Genomic DNA, 21,175 nt, shown 5'->3' on the forward strand with positions numbered 1-21,175 from the left:
CCTCAGGCGGGATCGGCAAACGGGCCAACGAGGGCCGCGGCCAGAAGAAGAACGGCCGCCGCCGCGATCGACGGCCAGAAGAAGCTGCCCGTGGCATCGGCAATCACCCCGGCAAAGCTCGGGCCGATCATCTGCCCCAGACTGAAGCAGGCCGTCATGGCCCCAAGCACCTTGCGGGGATCGCCGGAGGAAATCCGGCGCGCCTCGAGCAGGCCGAGAGACGTTATCCCCATGAAGGTGCCGCCGAGCAGAACGGCGGCGAGCACAAGTCCGGGAACGCCTGGCACCAGAACGCTGGCAGCCACCCCGAGCGCCTCTATCAGGCAGGCCAGCGCGAACGCCCGCCCGCCCCCGAGATGCAGGCTGATCCTTCGCCAGACCCAGACCGAGACGGCAGCGGAGAGGCCCACCGCCGCCCAGGCGGGTGCCTCATAGGGAGCGAGCGTCTCCGACGCCCGCAGGATGCTCGTCAAGAAGGTGGCGGTCACCACATAACCGACCCCGAACAGGCCGTAGGCAAGGGCGAGACGCACGAGCGCGGAAGACACCACCCGGTCGGGGCCGTCTCGCGACACGCGCGGCGCGGGCGCTTCCTCCGGCGCTCCGCGCCGGGCGACCGGAGCAAGGCAAATCCAGGCAGCAAGGCAAAAGAGCGCCGACAGGGCCCCCGCCCCCTCCCACAACACACGCCAGTCGGCTCCCTGTGCCACGAGAACACCAACGAGCGCGGCGGATCCGGCAATGCCAAGGCCGACACCACCGAAATGCAGGTCGGCCAGATCCGGCCGCCCACGCGCGGCGAGGCGTTCCAGAACCAGGGACGAGGAGAAGACGAGCACACCCGCACTTGCCAGCCCGCCGAGCGCGCGGATTCCGGCAAGCCACAGAATGTCGTCGGAAATCGCCATTCCCCCGCTGGTGAGCACGCTCGCGACCAGCGAAATCGCGAATCCTTGCGGAACAAGCGCACGCGGAAGCGCCGTCGCAGCGAGCGCACCAACCAGATAACCGAGGAAGTTTGCCGAGGCGATAAGGCCCGCCAGCGACGCCGACAGTGGGATCTGTTCGCTCATGTCGGGAAGAATGGGTGTCAGCACGAAACGGCCGATGCCCATTGCAGCAGCAAGACACAGGAGACCGCCCGCGGCGAGGCGGATGGGCGGGACCGACGAGGACGTCATATCAGAGAAGGCTCCCGGAGAGATCGTGAAGAACGATCGAGGGCAATGGAGAGAGGCAAAGCCTAGACGAGCGCGTCGAGAAATGAAACCGACCCGCCTCCGGCATCTCGCGAAGGACTGGTCTGCACGGTTCACGGAACGGGTTCCGGCACGCCTCCCGGTCATCCCGGCCACGTCAACGGCGCGCTATGTCAGGAAATGTCGGAAGCCGCGACAACAGGTGCCCTCCCCCCGGTTCGAGCGACCGGGAAACATGCGAGGCGCGTGCGGCAGGAAACGGAAAACCTTCAAAACCGGGCGATGACTTTCAGCCCGTCGCCTTCCCCGAAACAACACGAGGGCCGGACGAAAGCGCCCGGCCCTCGTTGATAAGGAGCTCCCCGACCTAGAGCGCGATCTGGCCGTAGCGCAGCGCCTCGACGACCGTATGGGTCTTGTTGGAGGCGTTGAGCTTGGCACTCGCGTTCTGCAGGTGGGCGTGCACCGTGCGCTGGGAGATATCGAGCAGGGCCGCGATATCGCTTGCCGTCTTGCCGAGCGCCGTGAGCTCCAGAACACGGCGCTCACGCGCGGAAAGATCGCCCGGCCGCTGCGTGTTGATCGTGCCGAGCTCGATCAGCCTGCGGAACGCCGCATTGCAGATGAGTTCCAGGTTGGCGAGTTCGATCTTGCCACCCTCGAGATGGGTGCCACCACCAAGCACCAGGGCCTGGAAGGGATGCGCTTCGGTCACCGGAACCACCACGACGCGCGTGTCGGGCCCGAGCGAGGCCAGCAGGTCCGAATGTTCCGTCTCCCCCGTCGTCACGTCCCAGATGAACGGACGATTGCGCATCAGACCGAGCATGAGGGCGCCATCGTCGGCATCAAGGTCGGAACGCTCGATACCGCCCGCGCGGTCATCCGCCCAGCGGAAGCGATGCACCAGCCCGGTAATCGGACGATTCGGCATCGGCAAGCCCGTCACCAGAATGTGCGTCGCGCCCATGCGGCGAAGCTGCGCCTCGACGATATCGAGCACATGTTTTCCCGACTGGGCCTCCGCAATCGCGAGCGCCTTTGACTGAAGTTCCATCGGCTCGGCCATTCGTTACCGCCTTCTTGTTCCTGGCAGTCCGCAATCCCGGATCTGCCCACCCCCGCACGACATGCCGGGCCCCATCGCCAGCGTCGTGCCTTGCTTGCGTCACGCGACCTCCGCATGGTCCCCCGCGCGCGAACGCTTCGTGCTGCCATCGTCCCGCCCGGCGGATCCCGATCCCGACCGGACGACTTCCCTTCAGGTTTCCGCAGCCTGCCCGGATGGCCGTCGGTTGAGCATTCACCCCGGTCGACACCGACAATAACATCCAGGCCCACGTCAGATGTGCGCGGATTCCCTCTGTAGAAGATACAACGTAAAATACGTACAATCTACATGTTACATCCCTTGCAAAAGCGTTTTCCGCCATCCTGGACCGCGCGCCCTCCGGTGCACGTAGCGGAAACCTCAAAAAACAACAATCAACACCACCCTTTACCAGCGGAACCGGCCTCGCGAATTCCCGCAGGCTTTTCTCGTCGCCTCCGTGTTCGGCCCCGCCCTCCCCGATCTTGCGGCGAACACCGCGACTCTTGCAGCACGCGTCGAACCGATTCCTGAGGTGCAGGTATAACAAATGAGTACCATGGATTGTATATCGACAATTTTCCCGCTCTTCTTTCCCCAGCCCGCAGGGAGGGGGTTTCATGCCGCTTTGGCGGATGCTATCCCACCCCGGAATACGCATCAGCCCGGCGCCGACCGGCTTGCGAGGCTGCTGCCTGTCCGGCGCGCCCGCGCCGCGCGGTGCAAGACCCAGGTCCCGCCATGCCCTCTTCTTCCATGCTCGGCAAAGCCTTTTCCGTCTCCTTCCTTCTGACGGCGCTCCTGACGGGTGCCTGTTCTCCGACGGTTGACGCCGACGGCCCGGTTTTCGTCGACCGCACGTCCGACGTGACCCTGCTCCAGATCACGGACGCAGGTGCGGGCGGGCTGACAGCGGAGACCCGCTACTCGCAGAAGGCGATCGAGGCGGCACTGCCGGGCTTTCGCGCCGAGGGCTTTCAGTCCGCGACCGAGGACCGGACGGAATGGGCCATTGGCGCCTTCAATTCCGACGGCTTCCAGGTGCTTCAGATCTTCAAGCGCAACGACGGAAAGATCCGCGAGGTGCACGGGGTCACCCATCACCTCAAGGGTCCGAACGGAGAGCGTATCGGCATGACCTTCGCCGAGATCGGCACGCCGCGCAGCGACTGCCGCGACGGCCGCAACCTGTGGCGCGGCATGGCGATCTGCTCCGCGCGCGGCACCGACAACGTGACACTGGTCTACGCCATCTCGCAGTATGCCGGCCCGTTCGACCGGTTGCCGCCGGCGGCCGAACTGCGCAAGGCCGCGCTTCAGCGCATCATCTGGACCGCGCCCTGAGCGACCCCCGTTTCAAAACGGAACATTCAGGCTGGCATGACGGTTGCGCGTCCTTTCCCAAAGGACACGCGCATGACCCGAACCGGATCGAAGACCAGAAAAGCTCCCGCGCCCGCGCGATTTGATCGACGCGCGTTTCTTGGTGGCGTCTCCGCGTTCCTGCTTTGCGCGCGTCCCGCGCTGGCACAACGCGTCGCCGACCTGCGCGGTTCCATCGATGCCGACCAGCTTGGCGTTCGCCCCGGCGCCCCCGACGACCAGAGCGCCCAGATGCAGGCGGCGATCGACGCGGCTGCGGAACGCGGGCGCGCCCTCTTCCTGCCCGGCGGACGCTATGCCGTCTCCAATCTGCGCCTGCGGCCGGGCTCACGCCTCGTCGGCCTCGCCGGCCAGACCCGCTTCGACTACCAGGGCGGCGGGCATCTCCTCTTCGCCGAAAACGCCAGTTCCGTCGGCATGGAAGGCATCCGCTTCGACGGCGGCAACCGCGCGCTCGGCGAGTACACGCCGGGCCTGCTGCATTTCGCCGATGTAAGCGATCTGGACATCACGGGGTGCACCGTTCAGGGCAGCAGCAAATCCGGCCTGGCGCTCGACCGCTGCCAGGGCCGCGTCACGGGCAACACACTGAGTGGCGCGCGCCAGGCCGGGCTCCGCTCCATCGAGGCGCGCGGCCTGGCAATTCTCGACAACACGGTGCTGGACTGCGGCAACGCCGGCATTCTCGTCTACCGCTGGAACGCGGGCGAAGACGGCACGATCGTTTCCGGCAACCGGATCGAGCGGATCCGCGCAATAGACGGAGGCACCGGGCAGAACGGAAACGGCATCAACGTGTTCCGCGCATCCGGGGTGATCGTGCGCGGCAACCGGATCACCGACTGCGCCTTCTCCGCCATCCGCTCCAACTCCGGCTCCGGACTTCTGGTGTCCGGCAACTCGTGCCTGCGCTCGGGCGAAACGGCGATCTACTCGGAATTCGCCTTCCAGGGCGCGGTGATTGCCGACAATCTCGTGGACGGTGGCGCAATCGGAATCTCGATCGCCAATTTCCTAGATGGCGGACGTCTGGCGACGTGTTCGGGAAACATCATCCGAAACATTGCCAATGAGGGGCCCTACCCGGCCGAGGTCCAGGGCTTCGGCATAGGCATCGCCGTCGAAGCGGACACGGCCGTGACCGGCAACGTGATCGAGGGCGCGGCCCGTATAGGGCTCCACATGGGCTGGGGCCGGTATCTGCGCGATGTCAGTGCAACGGGCAATATCATCCGCGATTGCCCGACCGGCGTGGCCGTCACCGTCGTGGAAGACGCAGGCCCCGCGCTCCTCGCCAACAACATGATCTCCGGTGCCAGCGACGGAGCCATCGTCGGCTACCGCTGGAAGGATCCGGCGACCGGCGACCTGATCCGCGCGGGTGCCAACCTCCCCGCCCATCTGACGTTTTCGGGAAACCTGGCAGGCTAGTGCGTTGCCGCGCCGGTGGTCAGCCGGCAGCGCCACGCAGGCTGCGAAAGGCATCCGCGACCGGCCGCACGGCACCGACATGGCGACCGTTCCAATTGACCAACTCGTTGGAAAGCCAGGGCTCAAGTGCCTCGCGTTCAGTGTCGTTCAGCGAAATCAGGGCCTCGATCACCGCCGCCATCATCGCTTCCGCGGCCCGCGTCGCCCCATCCTCGCACTTGAGCGCCACGCCCACGCCCTTTTCCGGAATGGAGGCAATGAACACGCCCTCCGCACCGGTCTTGACGAAAACGCGCCCGTCGAGCGCGCTCATGACATCGGTGCAGAAACGCCCGGTGCCCGCCACCATGAGCGGGTTCTGGACGCAGGCGTCGTAGAGACGCGCCGTCGCATCGGCGCGCAAGGGTTCCAGCCCCTCGCCGGTTCCGAAGCAGGCGAAGCCGCGCGCGACCCGGTCGAGCGGCATGGCATAGGTGGGAATGGAACAGCCGTCCGTGCCACGGGCCATGTCATCGAGCGAGATGCCGAGCATGGACTCCATCGCGGCCTTCACCTCGCGCTGCACCGGATGGTCTGGCTCGACATAGCCACTGGTCGGCACGCCAAGGGTCCGCGCAAGACCCAGGAACCCCGCGTGCTTGCCCGAGCAATTGTTGTGAAGCGCGCAGGGACAGGCATCGGCGCGATGGAGTTCCGCGACATCCTGCATGCGCTTGGGCCAGTGGCTGCCGCACTCGAGCGCCTCTTCGTCCAGCCCCGCCTTCATCAGCATGATGCGGGCCGAATTGACGTGAACGCTCTCGCCATTATGCGAGGAACAGGCAAGCGCGAGCTCCGCGGGCTCGAGATCGAGCGCATCCGCAGCCCCCGACTCAACCAGCGGCAGGGCCTGTAGCGCCTTCACCGCCGAGCGGGGAAACACCGGGCGCGACACATCTCCGAGCGCCGCGATCTTCGTGCCGGCGGAATCGAACACCGCGACGGTGCCCCGATGACGGCTCTCGACGGCATCGCCGCGAAAGACCTCGACCAGAACCGGGTTTTCCATGATCAGTCCCCACCGACGGAAGCAACGCCAAGCGGCGCCGATGCGCCCGCGCCAGTCTGCTTGCGGACCCAGCCATCCAGCCGCTCGAGCGCACCGTCGATGACCTCGTCCTTCTTGCAGAAGCAGAAACGGACGAAGTTCGTCGGCGCGTCGGCCACGTAGAAAGCGGATACGGGAACGGCGGCGACGCCGGCCTCTTCCACCATGCGCTTGCAGATCTCGACGTCTCCGCCCTCAAGGCCCAGCGTCGTCACGTCGCAGGTGGCGAAATAGGTTCCCTCGCAAGGCAGGACACCGAATCCGAGATCACGCAAACCGCCAAGCATGCGATCCCGCTTCGCCTGCATGGACCGGCTCAGGTCCTCGAAATAGTCATCCTGCTTGCCAAGCCCGTAGGCAACGGCACGCTGCAGGTTCGGCGGCGTGGTGAAGGTCACGAACTGGTGCGCCTTGGCGATGGGCTCGAGCAGGTTCGGCGCGGCGGTCACATAGCCGACCTTCCAGCCGGTGAGCGAAAAGGTCTTGCCGGCGGAACCGATGCGCACCGCGCGCTCGCGCATTCCCTCGAAGGCCATCAGCGGACGATGCTGCCGCCCGTCGAACAGAAGGTGCTCGTAGACCTCGTCGCAGATCGCATAGACGCCGTGCTCGTTGCAAAGACGCGCGATCGCGGCGAGCTCCTGCTCGGAGAAGACCTTGCCGGCGGGGTTCATGGGGTTGTTGAGCAGGATCGCCTTGGTGTTCTCGGTGAACGCCCCGGCAAGCGCATCGAGGTCGAGCCGCCACTGGGGCGGCGTGACACGCAGGCGCACCGGGATGCCGCCCGCCCGCTTCACCAGCGGCAGGTAGCAATCGTAGAGCGGCTCGATGAGAATCACCTCGTCGCCCGGTTCGAGCAGGGCGAGCAACACGTCCGCAATCGCCTCGGTCGCGCCGGAGGTGACCATGACCTCGCTCTGCCAGTCGACATCGAGCCCGTAGAAGCGCCGGTTGCTCTCGGCCACGGCCTGACGCAATTCGGGCAGGCCGAGCATGGGCGGATACTGGTTCGGCCCGCTCATCAGGGCCTCCGCAGCCACACGCCGTACGTCCTCGGGACCGTCCACGTCGGGGAACCCTTGCCCGAGGTTGATCGCCCCGTGGGCGATCGCAAGACGGGACATGGTCTCGAAGATCGTTGTCTGGAGACCGGTGAATACGGGGTTGGTCGGCTTCATGCTGGCTCGGATCCTCGCCTGTCGGGCCCATTCGGGACTGGCACTGCCGCGCTTTGTAGACACGTGCGCGGGCGCTTGTCGAGGATGGGGAAATGCTTCGGGCTACGACATCCGTACAAAGCCCGAGGACGATTCAGGGGAAAACCCGGACACGTGACAGGGGTCACACAACGACACGACGCGCCGGAATACCGTGCAACAACGGTCGCGGGCAGACATTTCCAGAGCCACTCCCCCAGGCTCGCCGGCGGCCCAGGGTCGGCTCCCGATCATGCGCGGCTTCGACCCCTCGAATCCGCGTCAGCACCGACCTCCCGGCTCCGGAGCCAACATGGCTTCGGAGCCGGCCGGTCAGACGGGAAAAGCAGTCTCAGCGCACCAGGATGTTGCGGAACTGCCAGGGATCGCTCTCGTCGATATCCTCGGGGAAGAGGCCCGGACGGCCCTCGAGCGGCGTCCAGTCGGTGTAGTAGCCCTTGACCGGTCCCAGATAGGGACGCTGCACCTCAAGGCAGCGGCGGTAGTCCATCTCGTCCGCCTCCACGATGCCCTCGGTCGGGTTTTCCAGCGCCCACACCATGCCGGCGAGAACCGCAGAGGTGACCTGAAGGCCTGTCGCGTTCTGATAGGGAGCGATCTCCCGCGTCTCCTCGATGGAAAGCTGGGAGCCGTACCAGTAGGCATTCTTCTCGTGGCCATAGAGGAGCACGCCGAGTTCATCGATGCCGTCGATGATCTCGTCCTCGGTCAGCACGTGCAGCACTTCCTGCGTCTTGCCCGCCGCTCCGAACAGCTCATGCAGCGAGAGCACCGCGTCATTGGCCGGATGATAGGCATAGTGGCAGGTCGGGCGATACTTGACCTTGCCGTCCTCCTTCACCGTGAAATAGTCGGCGATGGAAATCGACTCGTTGTGGGTCACCAGGAAGCCGTACTGGGCGCCCGGCGTCGGGCACCAGGTCCGCACACGGGTGTTGGCCCCCGGCTGCTCCAGATAGATCGCCGCCTTGCAGCCCTTCTTTTGCTTGCGGGCGTTCTTCGGCATCCACTTTTCGTGCGTGCCCCAGCCGAGTTCAGACGGCTGGAAGCCCTCCGAGAGGAACCCCTCGACCGACCAGGTGTTCCAGAAGGCCCCCATCGGCTTGGGCTTCCTGGCCCGCTGGGTGTCGCGCTCGGCGATATGCACGCCCTTCACGCCCACCTTCTTCATCAGCTTCGCCCAGCCCTTGCGGGTGGTCGGCTCCTCGAACCTGGTGCCAGTATCGCGGGCGATATCGACAAGCGCCTGCTTCACGAACCAGGAGACCATGCCCGGGTTGGCCCCACAGCACGACACGGCGGTGGTGCCGCCCGGGTTCTTCTTCTTCTCCCGGCGCACGGTCTCGCGCAGGGCGTAGTTGGTGCGCGACGCGTTGTCGGCATTCTCGTCGAAGTAGAACCCGAGCCACGGCTCGACGACGGTGTCGATGTAGAGCACGCCAAGTTCACGGCACAGCTTCATCAGGTCGAGCGAGGACGTGTCGACGGACAGGTTGACACAGAAGCCCTGCCCCTCGCCCTCGGTCAGAAGCGGCGTAAGAACCTCACGATAGTTGTCCGGGGTGAGCGCCACCTGCTCGAAGCGATAGCCACGCTCGTCGACCATGCCGCGATCGGTGTCGACCGGGTCGATGACCGTGAGCCGCTTGGCGTCGAAGTTGAAGTGACGCTCGATGAGCGGCAGCGTGCCACGGCCGATGGAGCCGAAACCGATCATGACGATCGGGCCCGAAATCGTCCCGTGAACCGGATGGCTTCCCGCCTCCGCGACCGGCGCAGCGGAACTGGCCGGAGCGCTCGCCCTGGCGGCCTTGCCGGCCGGCGCGCGCCGGGTGGTTTTCTTCGTCGCGGCCCTGGTCGTCTGTTCGCTCATTTCGGGCATCCTCTCGTCATGTCATGCGGACCGGCCCGCGCGGCTGGCGGGCAGTCATGGGTAGCGTAACGCCGACCGGTCGCGGATGCGACCGGTCGGCGCCGATTGTGTCACCGGGGAAGCGCGTTCAGATGACGTAGGACCGCAGCGGCTTGAAGCCGTTGAACGCGATGGAGGAATAGGTGGTCGTATAGGCACCGCACGCCTCGATCAGCACCTTGTCGCCGATGGACAGGCTCACCGGAAGCTCATACGGCTCCTTCTCGTAGAGCACGTCCACGCTGTCGCAGGTCGGGCCGGCGAGCACGCAAGGGGTCTTGCGGTCATGGTCCTTGTCCGTGCGGATCGGATACCGGATCGCCTCGTCCATGGTCTCGGCCAGGCCGTTGAACTTGCCGATGTCCAGGTAGACCCAGCGCATCTCGTCCTCGGCCTCGGACTTCCTGGAAATCAGGACCACCTCGGCCTCGATCATGCCGGCATCGCCGACCATGCCACGGCCCGGCTCGATGATCGTCTGCGGAATGCGGTTGCCGAAATGGTTCGAAAGGCCGCGCAGGATCGCCTCGCCGTAGCGCGGAACGCCCGGCATGTCCTTGAGGTAGCGTGCAGGGAAGCCGCCACCCAGGTTGACCATCGACAGCGTGATGCCGCGCTCCGCCATCTCGCGGAAAATACCGGCGGCCGAGGCAAGCGCGGTGTCCCACGCCTCGACGTTGGCCTGCTGCGACCCGACGTGAAAGGACACGCCATGCGCGATCAGGCCCGAGCGATGGGCATGCTCGAGAACGTTCGGCGCCATCTCCGGCGCGCAACCGAACTTGCGCGAAAGCGGCCAGTCGGCACCGGCGCCGTCGCACAGGATGCGGCAGAACACCTGGGAGCCGGGAGCGGCACGGGCGACCTTGTCGACCTCGGCCTCGCAATCCACGGCAAAGAGGCGAACGCCCAGCTCGAAGGCGGCGGCGACGTCGCGCTCCTTCTTGATGGTGTTGCCGAAGGAAATGCGCTCGGGACCGGCACCGGCGGCGAGCGCCATCTCGATCTCGGCGACGGAGGCGCAGTCGAAGGAGGATCCGAGCCGCGCGAGCAGCTCAAGGATCTCCGGGGCCGGGTTGGCCTTGACCGCGTAGAACACACGCGTGTCCGGCAGGGCACGCTCGAAGGCAGTGTAGTTGTCACGCACGATGTCGAGATCGACGACCACGCAGGGCTCGTCGTCTCGTCGCTGGCGAAGGAAGTTGCGGATACGATCCGTCATGGCAGTCACCCGTTCCGAACGGCGGTCACAGGGTCGCGGATGCGGCAACGCTCCCAGTCCGCTTTGGAGACGGAACGAGCATGGCTTCATCTGCGAGCGGTCGGGCCGGGACGGCGCCTGAATGGCGCGGGACCTGCCGTTCCGCGATTTGGTAATGCCTTGGATTGGATCGGACGTACCGAACCGCACAGCCGGCAAGGATGTAACAAGTGCCTCTTCAGTGACCCCGGGACTTGGAAACCCGGCAGAGACCAAAAAAGCCCTCTTACGTCGTTGCTTTAAGCCATCCGTTTTGCCGCTCTTTCCGGAGTGATCCGGGCCCTAGCGAGCGACTGCCACCTTGCGGTTGGATGACCACGGGCACGTGCGAATTTGGGCAAGGGGAGATATGCGGCAACAGGCCGTCACAATCAAGGGAAAATCCGCATGAACGCCGATTTTTTCCCGCAAGCCGGATCGCATTGGCGGACGTAGGGGCCGCAAGGCGTTCCGGAACGCAAACGCCCCCTCGGAACACGGCAAAAACCGTGTCGTCGAGAGGGCATTCGCGGGACCGGACCAGGCCGGTCGGAACCCGGGCAGAAAGCCCGGGCTGTTCCTCGTGTACGGATCAGTCCTTGTCGCGACCGCCGCGCTCGCCACGATCACCGGACTTGCCGTGCCATCCGTGGCCCCACTTGCCCTTGCCACGGCCCTTGCGGTCCTCGAAGGACAGGGCGCCGTCACCGTTGCGGTCCATGCGGGTCACCAGATTGGCGGTCGGACGCGCGACCTCCTCCGCGGTGATCCCCAGATCGCCGTCCCGGTCGAGACGCTGGAACATGCGCACCATGTGGCGGTCCATGCGGGCGGTCCAGATCGTCGAGAACTCCTCGAGCGTCAGCGCCTTGTCGCGATCCGCATCCGCCTTGGCGAACCGGTCGGCACGCGCGGCACGGATCTCGTCGGCACTCAGACGTCCGTTGCCGTCCGCATCGAAGTCTTCCATGCCGGGTCGCATCCCGCCACGGCGGGGACCGCGATCATCGTCGTCATCCCGGTCGCGACGCTCCATGCGCGACAGCATGCGTTCGGCACGGCGGTTGTACTCATCCTCGGTGACCTTGCCGTCGCCGTCGCGATCGAGGCGCTGGAAGGCGCGAACCTTCGGCGTCACGACAGTCGCGGCATAGGCGACCTTGAACTCCTCGAGGGTGACGCGGCCGTCGCCATCGGTGTCGGCGGCGACGAACAGTTCGTCGCGGCGGGTGTCGATCTCGTCCTGGGTGAGCTTGCCGTCACCGTTGGTGTCGAAGATCTCCATGAAGACCATCGCCATGCGCCCGCCATGATGGCCGTGGCGGCCATGATGACGCTTGCCGGACCACTTTCCCTTGCCCTGCATCTGCTCGTGGCGCCAGCCGTGACCGTCTCCGCGACCCTTGCCGTCACGATCGGCGAAAGCCGGACCGGCCAGCGTGCCAAGCAGCGCTGCGGACATGGCCACGAGCGCGATTTTCCGGAAACCCTTCATTGCGATACTCCTCATCGGCTGTTGAAGCGATGACCAAGAGATACGGACGGCTTGTCGCAAAACTATGCCTGCGAACCACCTGTTGTGTCGCAAGCTGTCGCCGGATCGGGGCCTGATACATATGGATACAAACCCGATTTCGCGCGCACGCCTGGCGGGGATACACAGAAGACGGTCAGCGCCGAACCGGAGAAGGACCGAGCCGAGACATGAATGACACCGGGCATCATATCCTTGTGGTCGACGATCACCGCGACATCCGGGAGTCGCTCGCACGCTACCTGCGCAAGAACGGCCTGCGAGCCTCGGTCGCGGAGAATGCCGCGCAGGCGCGCAAATTCCTCAAAGCCGCGGCCGTCGACCTTGTCGTGCTCGACATCATGATGCCGGGCGAAGACGGGCTTTCGCTGTGCCGCCATCTGATGGAGAGCGAGTCCATTCCCGTCATCCTGCTCACCGCCATGGCTGAGGAGACCGACCGCATCATCGGACTCGAGATCGGCGCCGACGACTATGTGACCAAGCCCTTCAACCCGCGCGAGCTTCTCGCTCGCGTGCGCGCGGTTCTGAGACGCTCATCGCAGGTCCCCAAGGAACGGGACCCCGTCGAGACCGACTGCCTGTCCTTCGCGGGCTGGACCCTCGACGTGCCCCGGCGCCTGCTGACCGGCAGCGATGGCGTCGCCGTTCCGCTGTCCACCGGCGAGTACCAGCTCCTCGTCGCCTTTCTCAAGCGCCCGCGCATGGTGCTTTCGCGCGACCAGCTTCTGGATCTCACGTCGGGCCGCAGCCCGGGTGTCTTCGACCGCTCGATCGACAACCAGGTCAGCCGGCTGCGGCGCAAGATCGAGGCGGACCCGAAAAACCCGGAGCTCATCAAGACCGTCTGGGGCGGCGGCTACACCTTCACCTCGGACGTCGAGGGAGGCATCGAATGACGCATTTCCGCCTGTGGCCACGCTCCCTCGGAGGTCAGCTCGTCGCCCTGCTTCTGCTGGCGCTCATCGTCTCCCAGGGCCTGACACTCTGGCTCTTCGCCGGCGAGCGCAAGGTTGCGCTCACGGAACTCGCGCGCAACGTCATCCTGTCGCGCACGAGTTCGCTGGTGCGATGGGTCGATGCCGCCCCGCGCGATCAGCACGCCGACATCATCGGCGCCGTATCCAGTCCGTTCCTGCGGTTCTGGATCACGCCGGAGGCCGCCCTCGCCAGGGGCGGAGAGCGGGAAACGGACCAGCGGCTTGCCGAAATGCTTAAGGAGGAGATCGGCGACAACCGCGAGGTGCGCATCGACATCCTGCGCAGCCCCTTGCCCGATTCCGTGCGCGACCGGTTCAAGCGCAAGCTGAACGATCGGGATGAGGATGACGACGACCCGGACAAGGACGAGAAGAAGGACAAGCGCAAGCACTCTCACCACTGGCGTGACGCGCCGACGTTCCTGACGGCCTCGGTACAGCTTGCGGACGGACGTTGGCTGAATGGCACCAGCCGGTTCCGCGTGCCCCGCAACACGCTCACTCCTGTCTTCGTCGCTCTCGGCATCATGGCCGTCGCGATCATCCTCATCATCGCCCTGAGCGTGCGCGGACTAACGCGTCCGTTACGCGAGCTTTCCGCCGCAGCGGAGCGGCTGGGTCGCGGCGAAAGCATAGACCCGCTGCCCGAGCGCGGCCCGTCCGAGCTCACCGGAACGATCCGCGCGTTCAACGAGATGCAGGACAGGCTGACCCGTTTCGTAAGGGACAGGACCCGAATGCTCGGCGCGATCAGTCACGACCTGCGGACGCCGATCACCTCGCTGCGCATCCGGGCCGAGTTCATCGATGACGACGAGAACCGGGAGAAGATGATCGAGACGCTGGACGAAATGCAGCGCATGGTGGAGGCGACCCTTGCCTTCGCCCGGGACGAGGCATCCCGCGAGGAAGCCTCGAGGGTCGACCTGGGAGAGTTCCTCGATTCCATTACCGAGGACTATCGCGACATCGGTCAGGACGTCTCCTTCGCCCCCTTCGGGCACAGGCTGGTGACGACCTTCCGCCCGCTCAGCGTGAAGCGGGCGGTACGCAACCTCGTCGACAACGCGGTTCGCTATGCGGGAGCCGCCGAGCTTTCACTTCGCCAGGAAGGCGACACGCTTCAGATCCTCGTCGAGGACCGGGGACCGGGCATTCCCGACGACAAGCTCCGGGACGTCTTCGAGCCCTTCGTGCGGCTTGAGGAATCACGCTCCGAGGTGACCGGCGGCATCGGGCTCGGGCTCTCCATCGCCCGCTCGATCATCCACGCACATGGCGGCACCCTGGAGCTGGAAAATCGTGTCGATGGCGGCCTGAGGGCGCGGATCACACTGCCGGCAGCACGTTAAACCGTTCAATGCGGCAGGAGCATTGCTCTCCAAGGAAGAGCCTTGCTCCATGCCTCTCTGTTTTCTTGATTCTCGGAGGTGCACGATCAACAATTGCGCCGGGTTGGCGTTCCGGATGGTCCCGGGCGTGAGGCGGGGGACAGCATGGGTGGGCATCTATCTGGGCAAAACGGGCAAGGGCGCGGAAACCCCGAGGGTGAGAACGGCCTGCCTGCGAAGCGATCACGCACGGTGAAGCGCCCCGGACAGGATCCTCGCGAGCGCAGACGCGCGCCCCGGGCCGAGGGGGAGCTCGACGTTTCGGTCATCACCATTCGCGGCCCCCTGCCCGGTCAGTTGCTAGATCTCAGCCTGACGGGTTGCAGCATGCTGACCCCCGGCCTTCCGCAGTTCGCGATCAATGCGCGCATCGCCTTTCCCGCCTACGGGCTCGAGATCCGCGCCGAGCGACGCTGGCTACGCGGAGACAAGTCGGGCTGGCGTTTTCTCTACAGCGACGATGAAAAGAAGCGCCTTGCGGATGCACTGACGGATGCCGCTGGAAACGGCGACGCAACCCGCTACGCAAAGCCCTATTCTCCCGACCGAAGCTGAGGCACCGCATGCCGCGCTGACAACGAAAAAGGAGCGTGCAGCGGCACGCCCCTTTCATTTTCCACGTCCCGTGCCGTCGTCAGCCGCGAGCGGCTGCCTTCACTTCCAGACGACGGGCATGGAGGATCGGCTCGGTGTAGCCCGAAGGCTGGACCGTCCCCTTGAACACCAGATCGCAGGCGGCCTGGAACGCGATGGACGCATCGAAGTCGGCCGCCATCGGCCGATAGAGCGGATCGCCGGCATTCTGGCCATCCACGACCGCCGCCATGCGCTTCATCGTTTCCATCACCTGCGCCTCGCTGCAGACACCATGACGCAGCCAATTGGCGATGTGCTGCGAGGAGATGCGCAGCGTTGCCCGGTCTTCCATCAGGCCGACATTGTTGATGTCCGGCACTTTCGAGCAGCCAACTCCCTGATCGACCCAGCGCACCACATACCCCAGGATGCCCTGGGCGTTGTTGTCGAGTTCGGCCTGGATTTCCTCCGCCGACCAGTTGGGGCGCTCGGCAACGGGTATCGAGAGAATGTCGTCGAGCTTTGCACGTCCACGCGAACGCAGCTCCTGCTGACGCGCGACGACGTCCACCACATGGTAATGCAGGGCGTGAAGCGTGGCGGCGGTCGGCGACGGCACCCAAGCGGTGTTCGCACCGGCCCTGGGGTGGCCGATCTTCTGCTCGAGCATCGCCTGCATCAGGTCGGGCATGGCCCACATGCCCTTGCCGATCTGGGCGTGACCGGGCAGACCGCACTCGAGCCCGATATCGACGTTCCAGTTTTCGTAGGCCTGGATCCAGGCGGCCGACTTCATGTCGCCCTTGCGGATCATCGGGCCCGCTTCCATGGACGTGTGCATCTCGTCGCCGGTCCGGTCGAGGAAGCCGGTGTTGATGAAACACACGCGCTCGGATGCCGCGCGGATGCACTCCTTGAGGTTCACCGTGGTGCGGCGCTCCTCATCCATGATGCCCATCTTCAGCGTGTTGGCGGACATGCCCAGCGCCGTCTCGACGCGTGCAAAGAGTTCGTTGGCGAAGGCGACTTCGTCCGGCCCGTGCATCTTCGGCTTGACGATGTAGAACGACCCGGCGCGCGAATTGCCGCGCCGACCGCCACCGCCCGGTCCGCCGGTGCCGATGTCGTGCATGGCGATTGCCGCGGTCACCATCGCGTCGAGGATGCCTTCGGGAATCTCGTTGCCGTCGGCATCGAGGATCGCGGGCGTGGTCATCAGGTGGCCGACGTTGCGCACCAGCATCAATGACCGGCCATGCAGGACGAGTTCACCGCCCTGTGCGGCAATGTAGGTGCGATCGCCTTCCATGCGGCGCTCAACCGTCCTGCCACCCTTTTCGAAGCGGGCCGCGAGGTCCCCCTTCAGGAGACCAAGCCAGTTGCGATAGGCGACGACCTTGTCCTCGGCATCGACGGCTGCGACGGAGTCCTCGCAATCCATGATCGTCGAGACGGCCGACTCCAAAACCACGTCGGCGATACCGGCCGGATCGGTCTTGCCGATCGGGTTCTCGCGATCGACGACGATCTCGATGTGCAGCCCGTTGCGGCGAAGCAGGACCGCCGCCGGCTCCTCCGCGCTTCCCCTAAAGCCCACAAACTGCCCGCCGTCGGCAAGTCCCATCTCGCCGCCGGCCGTGGACGCGACGACCAGCGCGCCATCACACACGGCAAGTCCGGCCGCATCGCTCCAGGACCCGTCGAGGGGCACGCGCTCGTCGAGAAGCTTGCGTGCGAAGGCCACGACCTCCGCTCCGCGCGTGGCGTCGTAGCCGCCCGGCTTCGGCGTGCTGCCCATTGCGTCGGTGCCATAGAGCGCGTCATAGAGCGACCCCCACCGGGCGTTGGCCGCGTTGAGAGCGTAGCGGGCGTTGGTGATCGGAACCACGAGCTGGGGGCCCGCGAGTTCGCCGATCTCGGGATCGACATTGCCGGTCGTCACGGTGAAGGCGCCGCCTTCCTCGACCAGATACCCGATCTCCTTGAGGAACGCCTTGTAGGTGCCGAGATCGATCGGCCCCGGGTTGGCCCGGTGCCAGTCGTCGATACGGGCCTGAAGATCATCGCGGCGGGCGAGCAATTCGCGATTGCGTGGCGCGAGATCGCGCAGGATCGCGGCCAGTCCCTCCCAGAAGCGCTCCGGCGTCACTCCGGTTCCCGGCAGGGCCTCCTCGGCCACGAACGCGGCGAGTTCCCCGTCAACCTTCAGTCCGGCAAGATCGATACGTTCCATGATCCCGCTTGCTCCCTGGGCTCTTGCCCGGCTCTGCGGCCAGGCGCTGCGGCACTCTCCCCGCCGGCAAGCCGCACGGGGCATTCAAGTTGGCGCCATATTCGGAAAACACGTCTTCCCGGTCAATTATTCACAAATGGGAAGGACTTGATCCACCATGGAAACAATCATCCTCCGAAGTTGCTTCCCTTGCATCCGGCCCGCCGATTGGACATAGGATAGCGCCTCACCGCGTCGCCGCCACCTTCCCGCCTGCCAGCGACCGAGCCGAACCGGGATGTACATTTCGTGCCCGGACATATTCGGCAACTGTCTTCTCGAACCGCAAGAGCCCCCATGGCCCGCACCGGAACCCTCTCCCTGACCAGTTTCTACTCGCGCCCGCTTCTCCTGCTGTCGCTCACGACACTCTTCTGGAGCGGCAACGCAATCGCGGGCCGGCTGGCGATCGGCGAAGTGTCGCCGCTTGCGGTGGTGTTCCTGCGCTGGATCGCGGTCTCGGCGCTGATGATTGCGCTCTACGGGCGCCAGACCGTGGCGGAATGGCCGCTCCTGAAGAAGCACCTGCCCATGATCGTCGTCATGGGCATCTGCGGTTTCACCGCCTTCAACTCGCTTTTCTATATCGCCGCGCATGAGACAACCGCCGTCAACCTGGGCATCATCCAGGGAGCGATGCCCATGTTCGTGCTGTTCGGCGCCTTCGTGATCCTGCGTGCGCCGGTTCGCATGCTGCAGATCGTGGGAGCACTGGTGACCATGTCGGGCGTGGCTTTCATCGCTTCCCAGGGAGATTTCGCACGACTTGCGGAGTTCGAGGTGAACCCCGGCGACGGCCTCATGATCATCGCCTGTGTGCTCTACGCCCTTTACGCGGTTTTGTTGCGCAAGCGCCCGGCCGTTTCCGGCCTCGTGTTCTTCACCGTTCTGTCGGTCGTCGCGGCTGTTTCCTCCCTGCCTCTCTTCGTTCTCGAGATTGCCCAGGGAACGCTGCAGATGCCCACGGCAAAGGGGTGGCTGATCGTGGCCTATATCGCGCTGTTCCCGTCCTGCCTGTCCCAGATCTTCTTCATGCGGGGCGTGGAACTGATCGGACCGGGGCGCGCTGGTGTTTTCATCAATCTTGTGCCGATATTCTCGTCTTTGCTCGCCGTGATGCTGCTTGGCGAACCGTTTCACGGTTATCATGCCATCGCGCTGACACTGGTCCTGCTGGGCATCGCCCTGTCGGAACGGTCGAACGCGAAAAGGGGCTGACACGGCAAACGGATACGAGGGGGAATCCAGGGTGATGGTCGGTCCGAACACGGGGAAAAGGTCCGATGGATAGCGCCGCGATGCAGTCACCGCTGCTGATCGGGGCGATCGCCGGCCTTCTCGTCATCATCTCCCTCATCCAGCCGCTTGCACGCCGCATGGGCCTTGCGCCCTCGGTCCTTCTGGCCGTGGTGGGCGTTGCCATCGGCTCCGCCGCGACCTGGCTGTTTCACACCACACAGACCGACGCCTTCAACGAGATCGCGAATGTCTTCGTCAACCTGCCGCTCGACTCCAGCGGCATTCTCAATCTTTTTCTGCCGATCCTGCTGTTCCAGACGACATTGACACTGGACGTCAGGCGCATGGCCGAGGACGGGGCCGTGGTCTTCACCATGGCGGTCGTGGCGGTTCTCGTCGCAACGCTCTTCATCGGCCTTGCGCTCGCTCCCTTCGCCGGTCTCTCGCTCATTGCCTGCCTGCTGCTCGGCTCGATCGTCGCCACGACCGATCCGGTCGCCGTCGTCGCGATCTTCCGGGACATCGGGGCCCCCGCGCGCCTCGCGCGTCTCGTCGAGGGCGAGAGCCTGCTGAACGACGCGGCCGCGATCGCCCTCTTCGTGCTGCTGCTCGATGCGCTCCTGTGGGACCAGAAGCCGACCGCAAGCGATGCCGCGCGGCTCTTTGCCTGGAGTTTTGCCGGAGGCATCGCGCTTGGCTATGCGGGCGGACAGATCCTTGTCCGCCTGCTTCCGCTGGTACGCGAGTTCCGCCTCGCGCAGGTGACGCTGAGCTTCGCGCTGCCCTATCTGGTCTATGTCTTCGCCGAGCACATGGCCGGCGTTTCCGGGGTCGTTGCCGTCGTCACCGCCGGCATCGTCATCAACCTGGTCGGCCCCTCGCGCGTCACGCCGGACGGCTGGACCTATCTGAACGACGTCTGGGACCAGATCGCCTTCTGGGCCTCGTCCCTCATCTTCATGCTGGCATCGATCCTCATCCCCAAGCTGCTGGTCGAAGTCGGCTGGACGGATCTGGGCCTGCTTGCCATCGTCGTCGTCTCGGCCCTCGTCGCGCGTGGCGTCGTGCTGTTCGGCCTGCTGCCGCTCATGAGCCTGATGCGCATTTCCCAGCCCGTCAGCACACCTTTCAAGACCGTCATGCTCTGGGGCGGGATGCGTGGCGCGATCACACTCACGCTGGCCCTCGGCGTGACGGAGAACGCCGCCATCGATCCGCAGGTGCAACGCTTCGTCGCCGTGCTTGCGACCGGCTTCGTGCTGTTCACCCTGCTCGTCTACGGCACCACCCTGAAGCCGCTCATCAAGGTCTTCGGGCTCGATCAGCTCTCGCCTCTCGACAAGGCGATGCGCTCGCAGGTCCTGGCGCTTGCCCTGTCGCGGGTGCGCGAGGGCATTTCAAATGCCGCCGAGGGCTACGGCATGAAGAGCGAGATCGCGGACAATGTCGACCGGCCCTACCGGGAGCGTCTCGCCGCCGAAAGCGAGGGCGCGGGCGACGGCGCCGAGATCCTGGACCGCGATCGCATCACACTCGCCCTCATCGTCATCACCAACCAGGAACGCGAGATCATTCTGAGGCACCTGCGAGAGCGCACGGTCTCGATCCACACGGCGGAAGTGCTGCTTGCAAGAACCGGACGGATGGGCGACGCCGCGCGGGCGGGCGGGCGCATCGAATACAATCGCGCGGTCAGGGCAAGCCTCGCCTACGCCCCGACGATGCGCATCGCGCAGTGGTGCCAACGACACCTGAAGCATGACCGCTGGCTGGCGCGCCTTCTTGCCGACCGCTACGAGATCCTGCTTCTGGCGCGTATCGTTCTCGACGAACTCCTGAACTTCGCCACCGAGAAGGTCGAGCCGTTGCTCGGTCACAGGGTCGCGGAACTGCTGACCGAGATCCTGCTCCATCGCCGGGAGGCGACCGTGACGGCCCTCGAGGCCCTGAGGCTTCAGTATCCCGACTATGCCGACCAGCTTGACCAGCGCTTCCTGCTGAAAGTCGGCCTGCGTATCGAGGAGGACGGCTACCGGTCTCTTCTGGCGCAGAACCTGATCGGCAACGAACTCTATTCCAATCTTGCGCAATACGTGCGCGAAGGACGGGGTCGGGCCGATGACCGTCCCCCGCTGGACCTGGGCATGAACACCGACGACCTGGTGGCGAAACTGCCGCTCTTCCGGGACCTGCCCGCGGAGAGGCTGAAGGCCATCTCGCAGCTCATGCGTCCGCGTTTCGCCGTTCCGGGCGAGACCATCATCCGCAAGGGCGAACGAGGTGACAGCGCGTTCTTCATCTCAACCGGCGCGGTGGAGGTCGCCGCCGGCGGGCGGCACATCCGCCTGGGGCGCGGTGACGTCTTTGGAGAAATCGCTCTGCTGACCGGCGCGCCCCGCACGGCGGACGTGCGCGCGCTCGGCTATTGCCATCTGCTGATGCTCGCCCGCAGCGACTTCCACAGCCTGCTGGAGGAAGACCCTGCGTTACGTGAAGAGATGGACCGCATGGCACGCGAGCGCACGCGGATGAACGCCACCGCCCCCGAAGACGACGAACCAGCACCTTCGGATAACGAAACACCGGCAACAAAGCGCGAGACCTGACCTGAGAGAGCAGTAGCC

The 21,175-nt window shown here is 65.4% G+C and carries 15 protein-coding genes; 7 read left to right on the top strand and 8 right to left on the bottom strand.

The genetic code is table 11. The annotated features are described in order from the left end of the window. Positions 1–2: 2 nt before the first annotated feature. On the bottom strand, positions 3–1,181 hold the full coding sequence (locus ACYX4S_RS11990; RefSeq protein WP_476360335.1) for a YbfB/YjiJ family MFS transporter: 1,179 nt from the start codon (positions 1,179–1,181) through the stop codon (positions 3–5). Between the two features lie 385 nt (positions 1,182–1,566). Next, entirely contained in the window at positions 1,567–2,268 is a 702-nt protein-coding gene (locus ACYX4S_RS11995) for a helix-turn-helix transcriptional regulator (protein ID WP_293724385.1), read from the bottom strand. A 762-nt stretch (positions 2,269–3,030) separates the two neighbouring features. Between ACYX4S_RS11995 and ACYX4S_RS12000 the strand changes: the two genes are divergently transcribed. Next, positions 3,031–3,633: a DUF1131 family protein gene (locus ACYX4S_RS12000; protein WP_476360336.1), complete on the top strand. Its 603-nt coding sequence runs from the start codon at positions 3,031–3,033 to the stop codon at positions 3,631–3,633. A gap of 72 nt (positions 3,634–3,705) precedes the next feature. Continuing rightward, entirely contained in the window at positions 3,706–5,103 is a 1,398-nt protein-coding gene (locus ACYX4S_RS12005; protein WP_476360337.1) for a TIGR03808 family TAT-translocated repetitive protein, read from the top strand. 19 nt (positions 5,104–5,122) lie between these two features. Here ACYX4S_RS12005 and ACYX4S_RS12010 read toward each other — a convergent pair whose 3' ends face one another. The 5 genes from ACYX4S_RS12010 to ACYX4S_RS12030 form a co-directional block, all read right to left on the bottom strand. Further along, positions 5,123–6,151 (bottom strand): asparaginase, encoded by a 1,029-nt coding sequence (locus ACYX4S_RS12010; protein ID WP_476360338.1) that lies wholly within the window; start codon positions 6,149–6,151, stop codon positions 5,123–5,125. Between the two features lie 2 nt (positions 6,152–6,153). Next, positions 6,154–7,368, bottom strand: a complete 1,215-nt coding sequence (locus tag ACYX4S_RS12015; RefSeq protein ID WP_476360339.1) for an aminotransferase — start codon at positions 7,366–7,368, stop codon at positions 6,154–6,156. Positions 7,369–7,738: 370 nt separating this feature from the next. Continuing rightward, on the bottom strand, positions 7,739–9,124 hold the full coding sequence (locus tag ACYX4S_RS12020) for a homospermidine synthase (RefSeq protein ID WP_476362862.1): 1,386 nt from the start codon (positions 9,122–9,124) through the stop codon (positions 7,739–7,741). Positions 9,125–9,407: 283 nt separating this feature from the next. Continuing rightward, complete coding sequence (locus tag ACYX4S_RS12025) at positions 9,408–10,541, bottom strand: type III PLP-dependent enzyme (RefSeq protein ID WP_476360340.1); 1,134 nt, start codon at positions 10,539–10,541, stop codon at positions 9,408–9,410. Positions 10,542–11,151: 610 nt separating this feature from the next. Beyond that, entirely contained in the window at positions 11,152–12,054 is a 903-nt protein-coding gene (locus ACYX4S_RS12030; RefSeq protein WP_476360341.1) for an EF-hand domain-containing protein, read from the bottom strand. Positions 12,055–12,263: 209 nt separating this feature from the next. Here ACYX4S_RS12030 and ACYX4S_RS12035 point away from each other — a divergent pair, with 209 nt between their 5' ends. The 3 genes from ACYX4S_RS12035 (at position 12,264) to ACYX4S_RS12045 (ending at position 15,019) form a co-directional block, all read left to right on the top strand. Continuing rightward, positions 12,264–12,992: a response regulator gene (locus ACYX4S_RS12035; RefSeq protein WP_293724398.1), complete on the top strand. Its 729-nt coding sequence runs from the start codon at positions 12,264–12,266 to the stop codon at positions 12,990–12,992. Further along, a complete protein-coding gene (locus ACYX4S_RS12040; protein WP_476360342.1) occupies positions 12,989–14,425 on the top strand; it encodes an ATP-binding protein in 1,437 nt (478 codons plus the stop codon). The genes ACYX4S_RS12035 and ACYX4S_RS12040 overlap by 4 nt, the downstream gene beginning before the upstream one ends. 231 nt (positions 14,426–14,656) lie before the next feature. Further along, a complete protein-coding gene (locus ACYX4S_RS12045; protein WP_476360343.1) occupies positions 14,657–15,019 on the top strand; it encodes a PilZ domain-containing protein in 363 nt (120 codons plus the stop codon). A 79-nt stretch (positions 15,020–15,098) separates the two neighbouring features. Here the strand turns inward: ACYX4S_RS12045 and ACYX4S_RS12050 are convergent, their stop codons facing one another. Then, positions 15,099–17,273, bottom strand: a complete 2,175-nt coding sequence (locus ACYX4S_RS12050) for a malate synthase G (protein ID WP_476360344.1) — start codon at positions 17,271–17,273, stop codon at positions 15,099–15,101. A 336-nt stretch (positions 17,274–17,609) separates the two neighbouring features. Between ACYX4S_RS12050 and ACYX4S_RS12055 the strand changes: the two genes are divergently transcribed. Together ACYX4S_RS12055 and ACYX4S_RS12060 are read left to right on the top strand one after the other, a co-directional pair. Next, positions 17,610–18,530: a DMT family transporter gene (locus ACYX4S_RS12055; protein WP_476360345.1), complete on the top strand. Its 921-nt coding sequence runs from the start codon at positions 17,610–17,612 to the stop codon at positions 18,528–18,530. A gap of 65 nt (positions 18,531–18,595) precedes the next feature. Beyond that, on the top strand, positions 18,596–21,157 hold the full coding sequence (locus ACYX4S_RS12060; protein WP_476360346.1) for a cation:proton antiporter: 2,562 nt from the start codon (positions 18,596–18,598) through the stop codon (positions 21,155–21,157). Positions 21,158–21,175 lie beyond the last annotated feature (18 nt).

The sequence above is a fragment of the Stappia sp. ABD4_338 genome, from assembly GCF_056312175.1.

Bases quoted from the DNA above. Each gene is read 5' to 3' on its own strand.
- ACYX4S_RS11990 (WP_476360335.1), bottom strand. From the start codon at position 1,181: ATGACGTCCTCGTCGGTCCCGCCCATCCGCCTCGCCGCGGGCGGTCTC.
- ACYX4S_RS11995 (WP_293724385.1), bottom strand. From the start codon at position 2,268: ATGGCCGAGCCGATGGAACTTCAGTCAAAGGCGCTCGCGATTGCGGAG.
- ACYX4S_RS12000 (WP_476360336.1), top strand. From the start codon at position 3,031: ATGCCCTCTTCTTCCATGCTCGGCAAAGCCTTTTCCGTCTCCTTCCTT.
- ACYX4S_RS12005 (WP_476360337.1), top strand. From the start codon at position 3,706: ATGACCCGAACCGGATCGAAGACCAGAAAAGCTCCCGCGCCCGCGCGA.
- ACYX4S_RS12010 (WP_476360338.1), bottom strand. From the start codon at position 6,151: ATGGAAAACCCGGTTCTGGTCGAGGTCTTTCGCGGCGATGCCGTCGAG.
- ACYX4S_RS12015 (WP_476360339.1), bottom strand. From the start codon at position 7,368: ATGAAGCCGACCAACCCCGTATTCACCGGTCTCCAGACAACGATCTTC.
- ACYX4S_RS12020 (WP_476362862.1), bottom strand. From the start codon at position 9,124: ATGATCGGTTTCGGCTCCATCGGCCGTGGCACGCTGCCGCTCATCGAG.
- ACYX4S_RS12025 (WP_476360340.1), bottom strand. From the start codon at position 10,541: ATGACGGATCGTATCCGCAACTTCCTTCGCCAGCGACGAGACGACGAG.
- ACYX4S_RS12030 (WP_476360341.1), bottom strand. From the start codon at position 12,054: ATGAAGGGTTTCCGGAAAATCGCGCTCGTGGCCATGTCCGCAGCGCTG.
- ACYX4S_RS12035 (WP_293724398.1), top strand. From the start codon at position 12,264: ATGAATGACACCGGGCATCATATCCTTGTGGTCGACGATCACCGCGAC.
- ACYX4S_RS12040 (WP_476360342.1), top strand. From the start codon at position 12,989: ATGACGCATTTCCGCCTGTGGCCACGCTCCCTCGGAGGTCAGCTCGTC.
- ACYX4S_RS12050 (WP_476360344.1), bottom strand. From the start codon at position 17,273: ATGGAACGTATCGATCTTGCCGGACTGAAGGTTGACGGGGAACTCGCC.
- ACYX4S_RS12055 (WP_476360345.1), top strand. From the start codon at position 17,610: ATGGCCCGCACCGGAACCCTCTCCCTGACCAGTTTCTACTCGCGCCCG.
- ACYX4S_RS12060 (WP_476360346.1), top strand. From the start codon at position 18,596: ATGGATAGCGCCGCGATGCAGTCACCGCTGCTGATCGGGGCGATCGCC.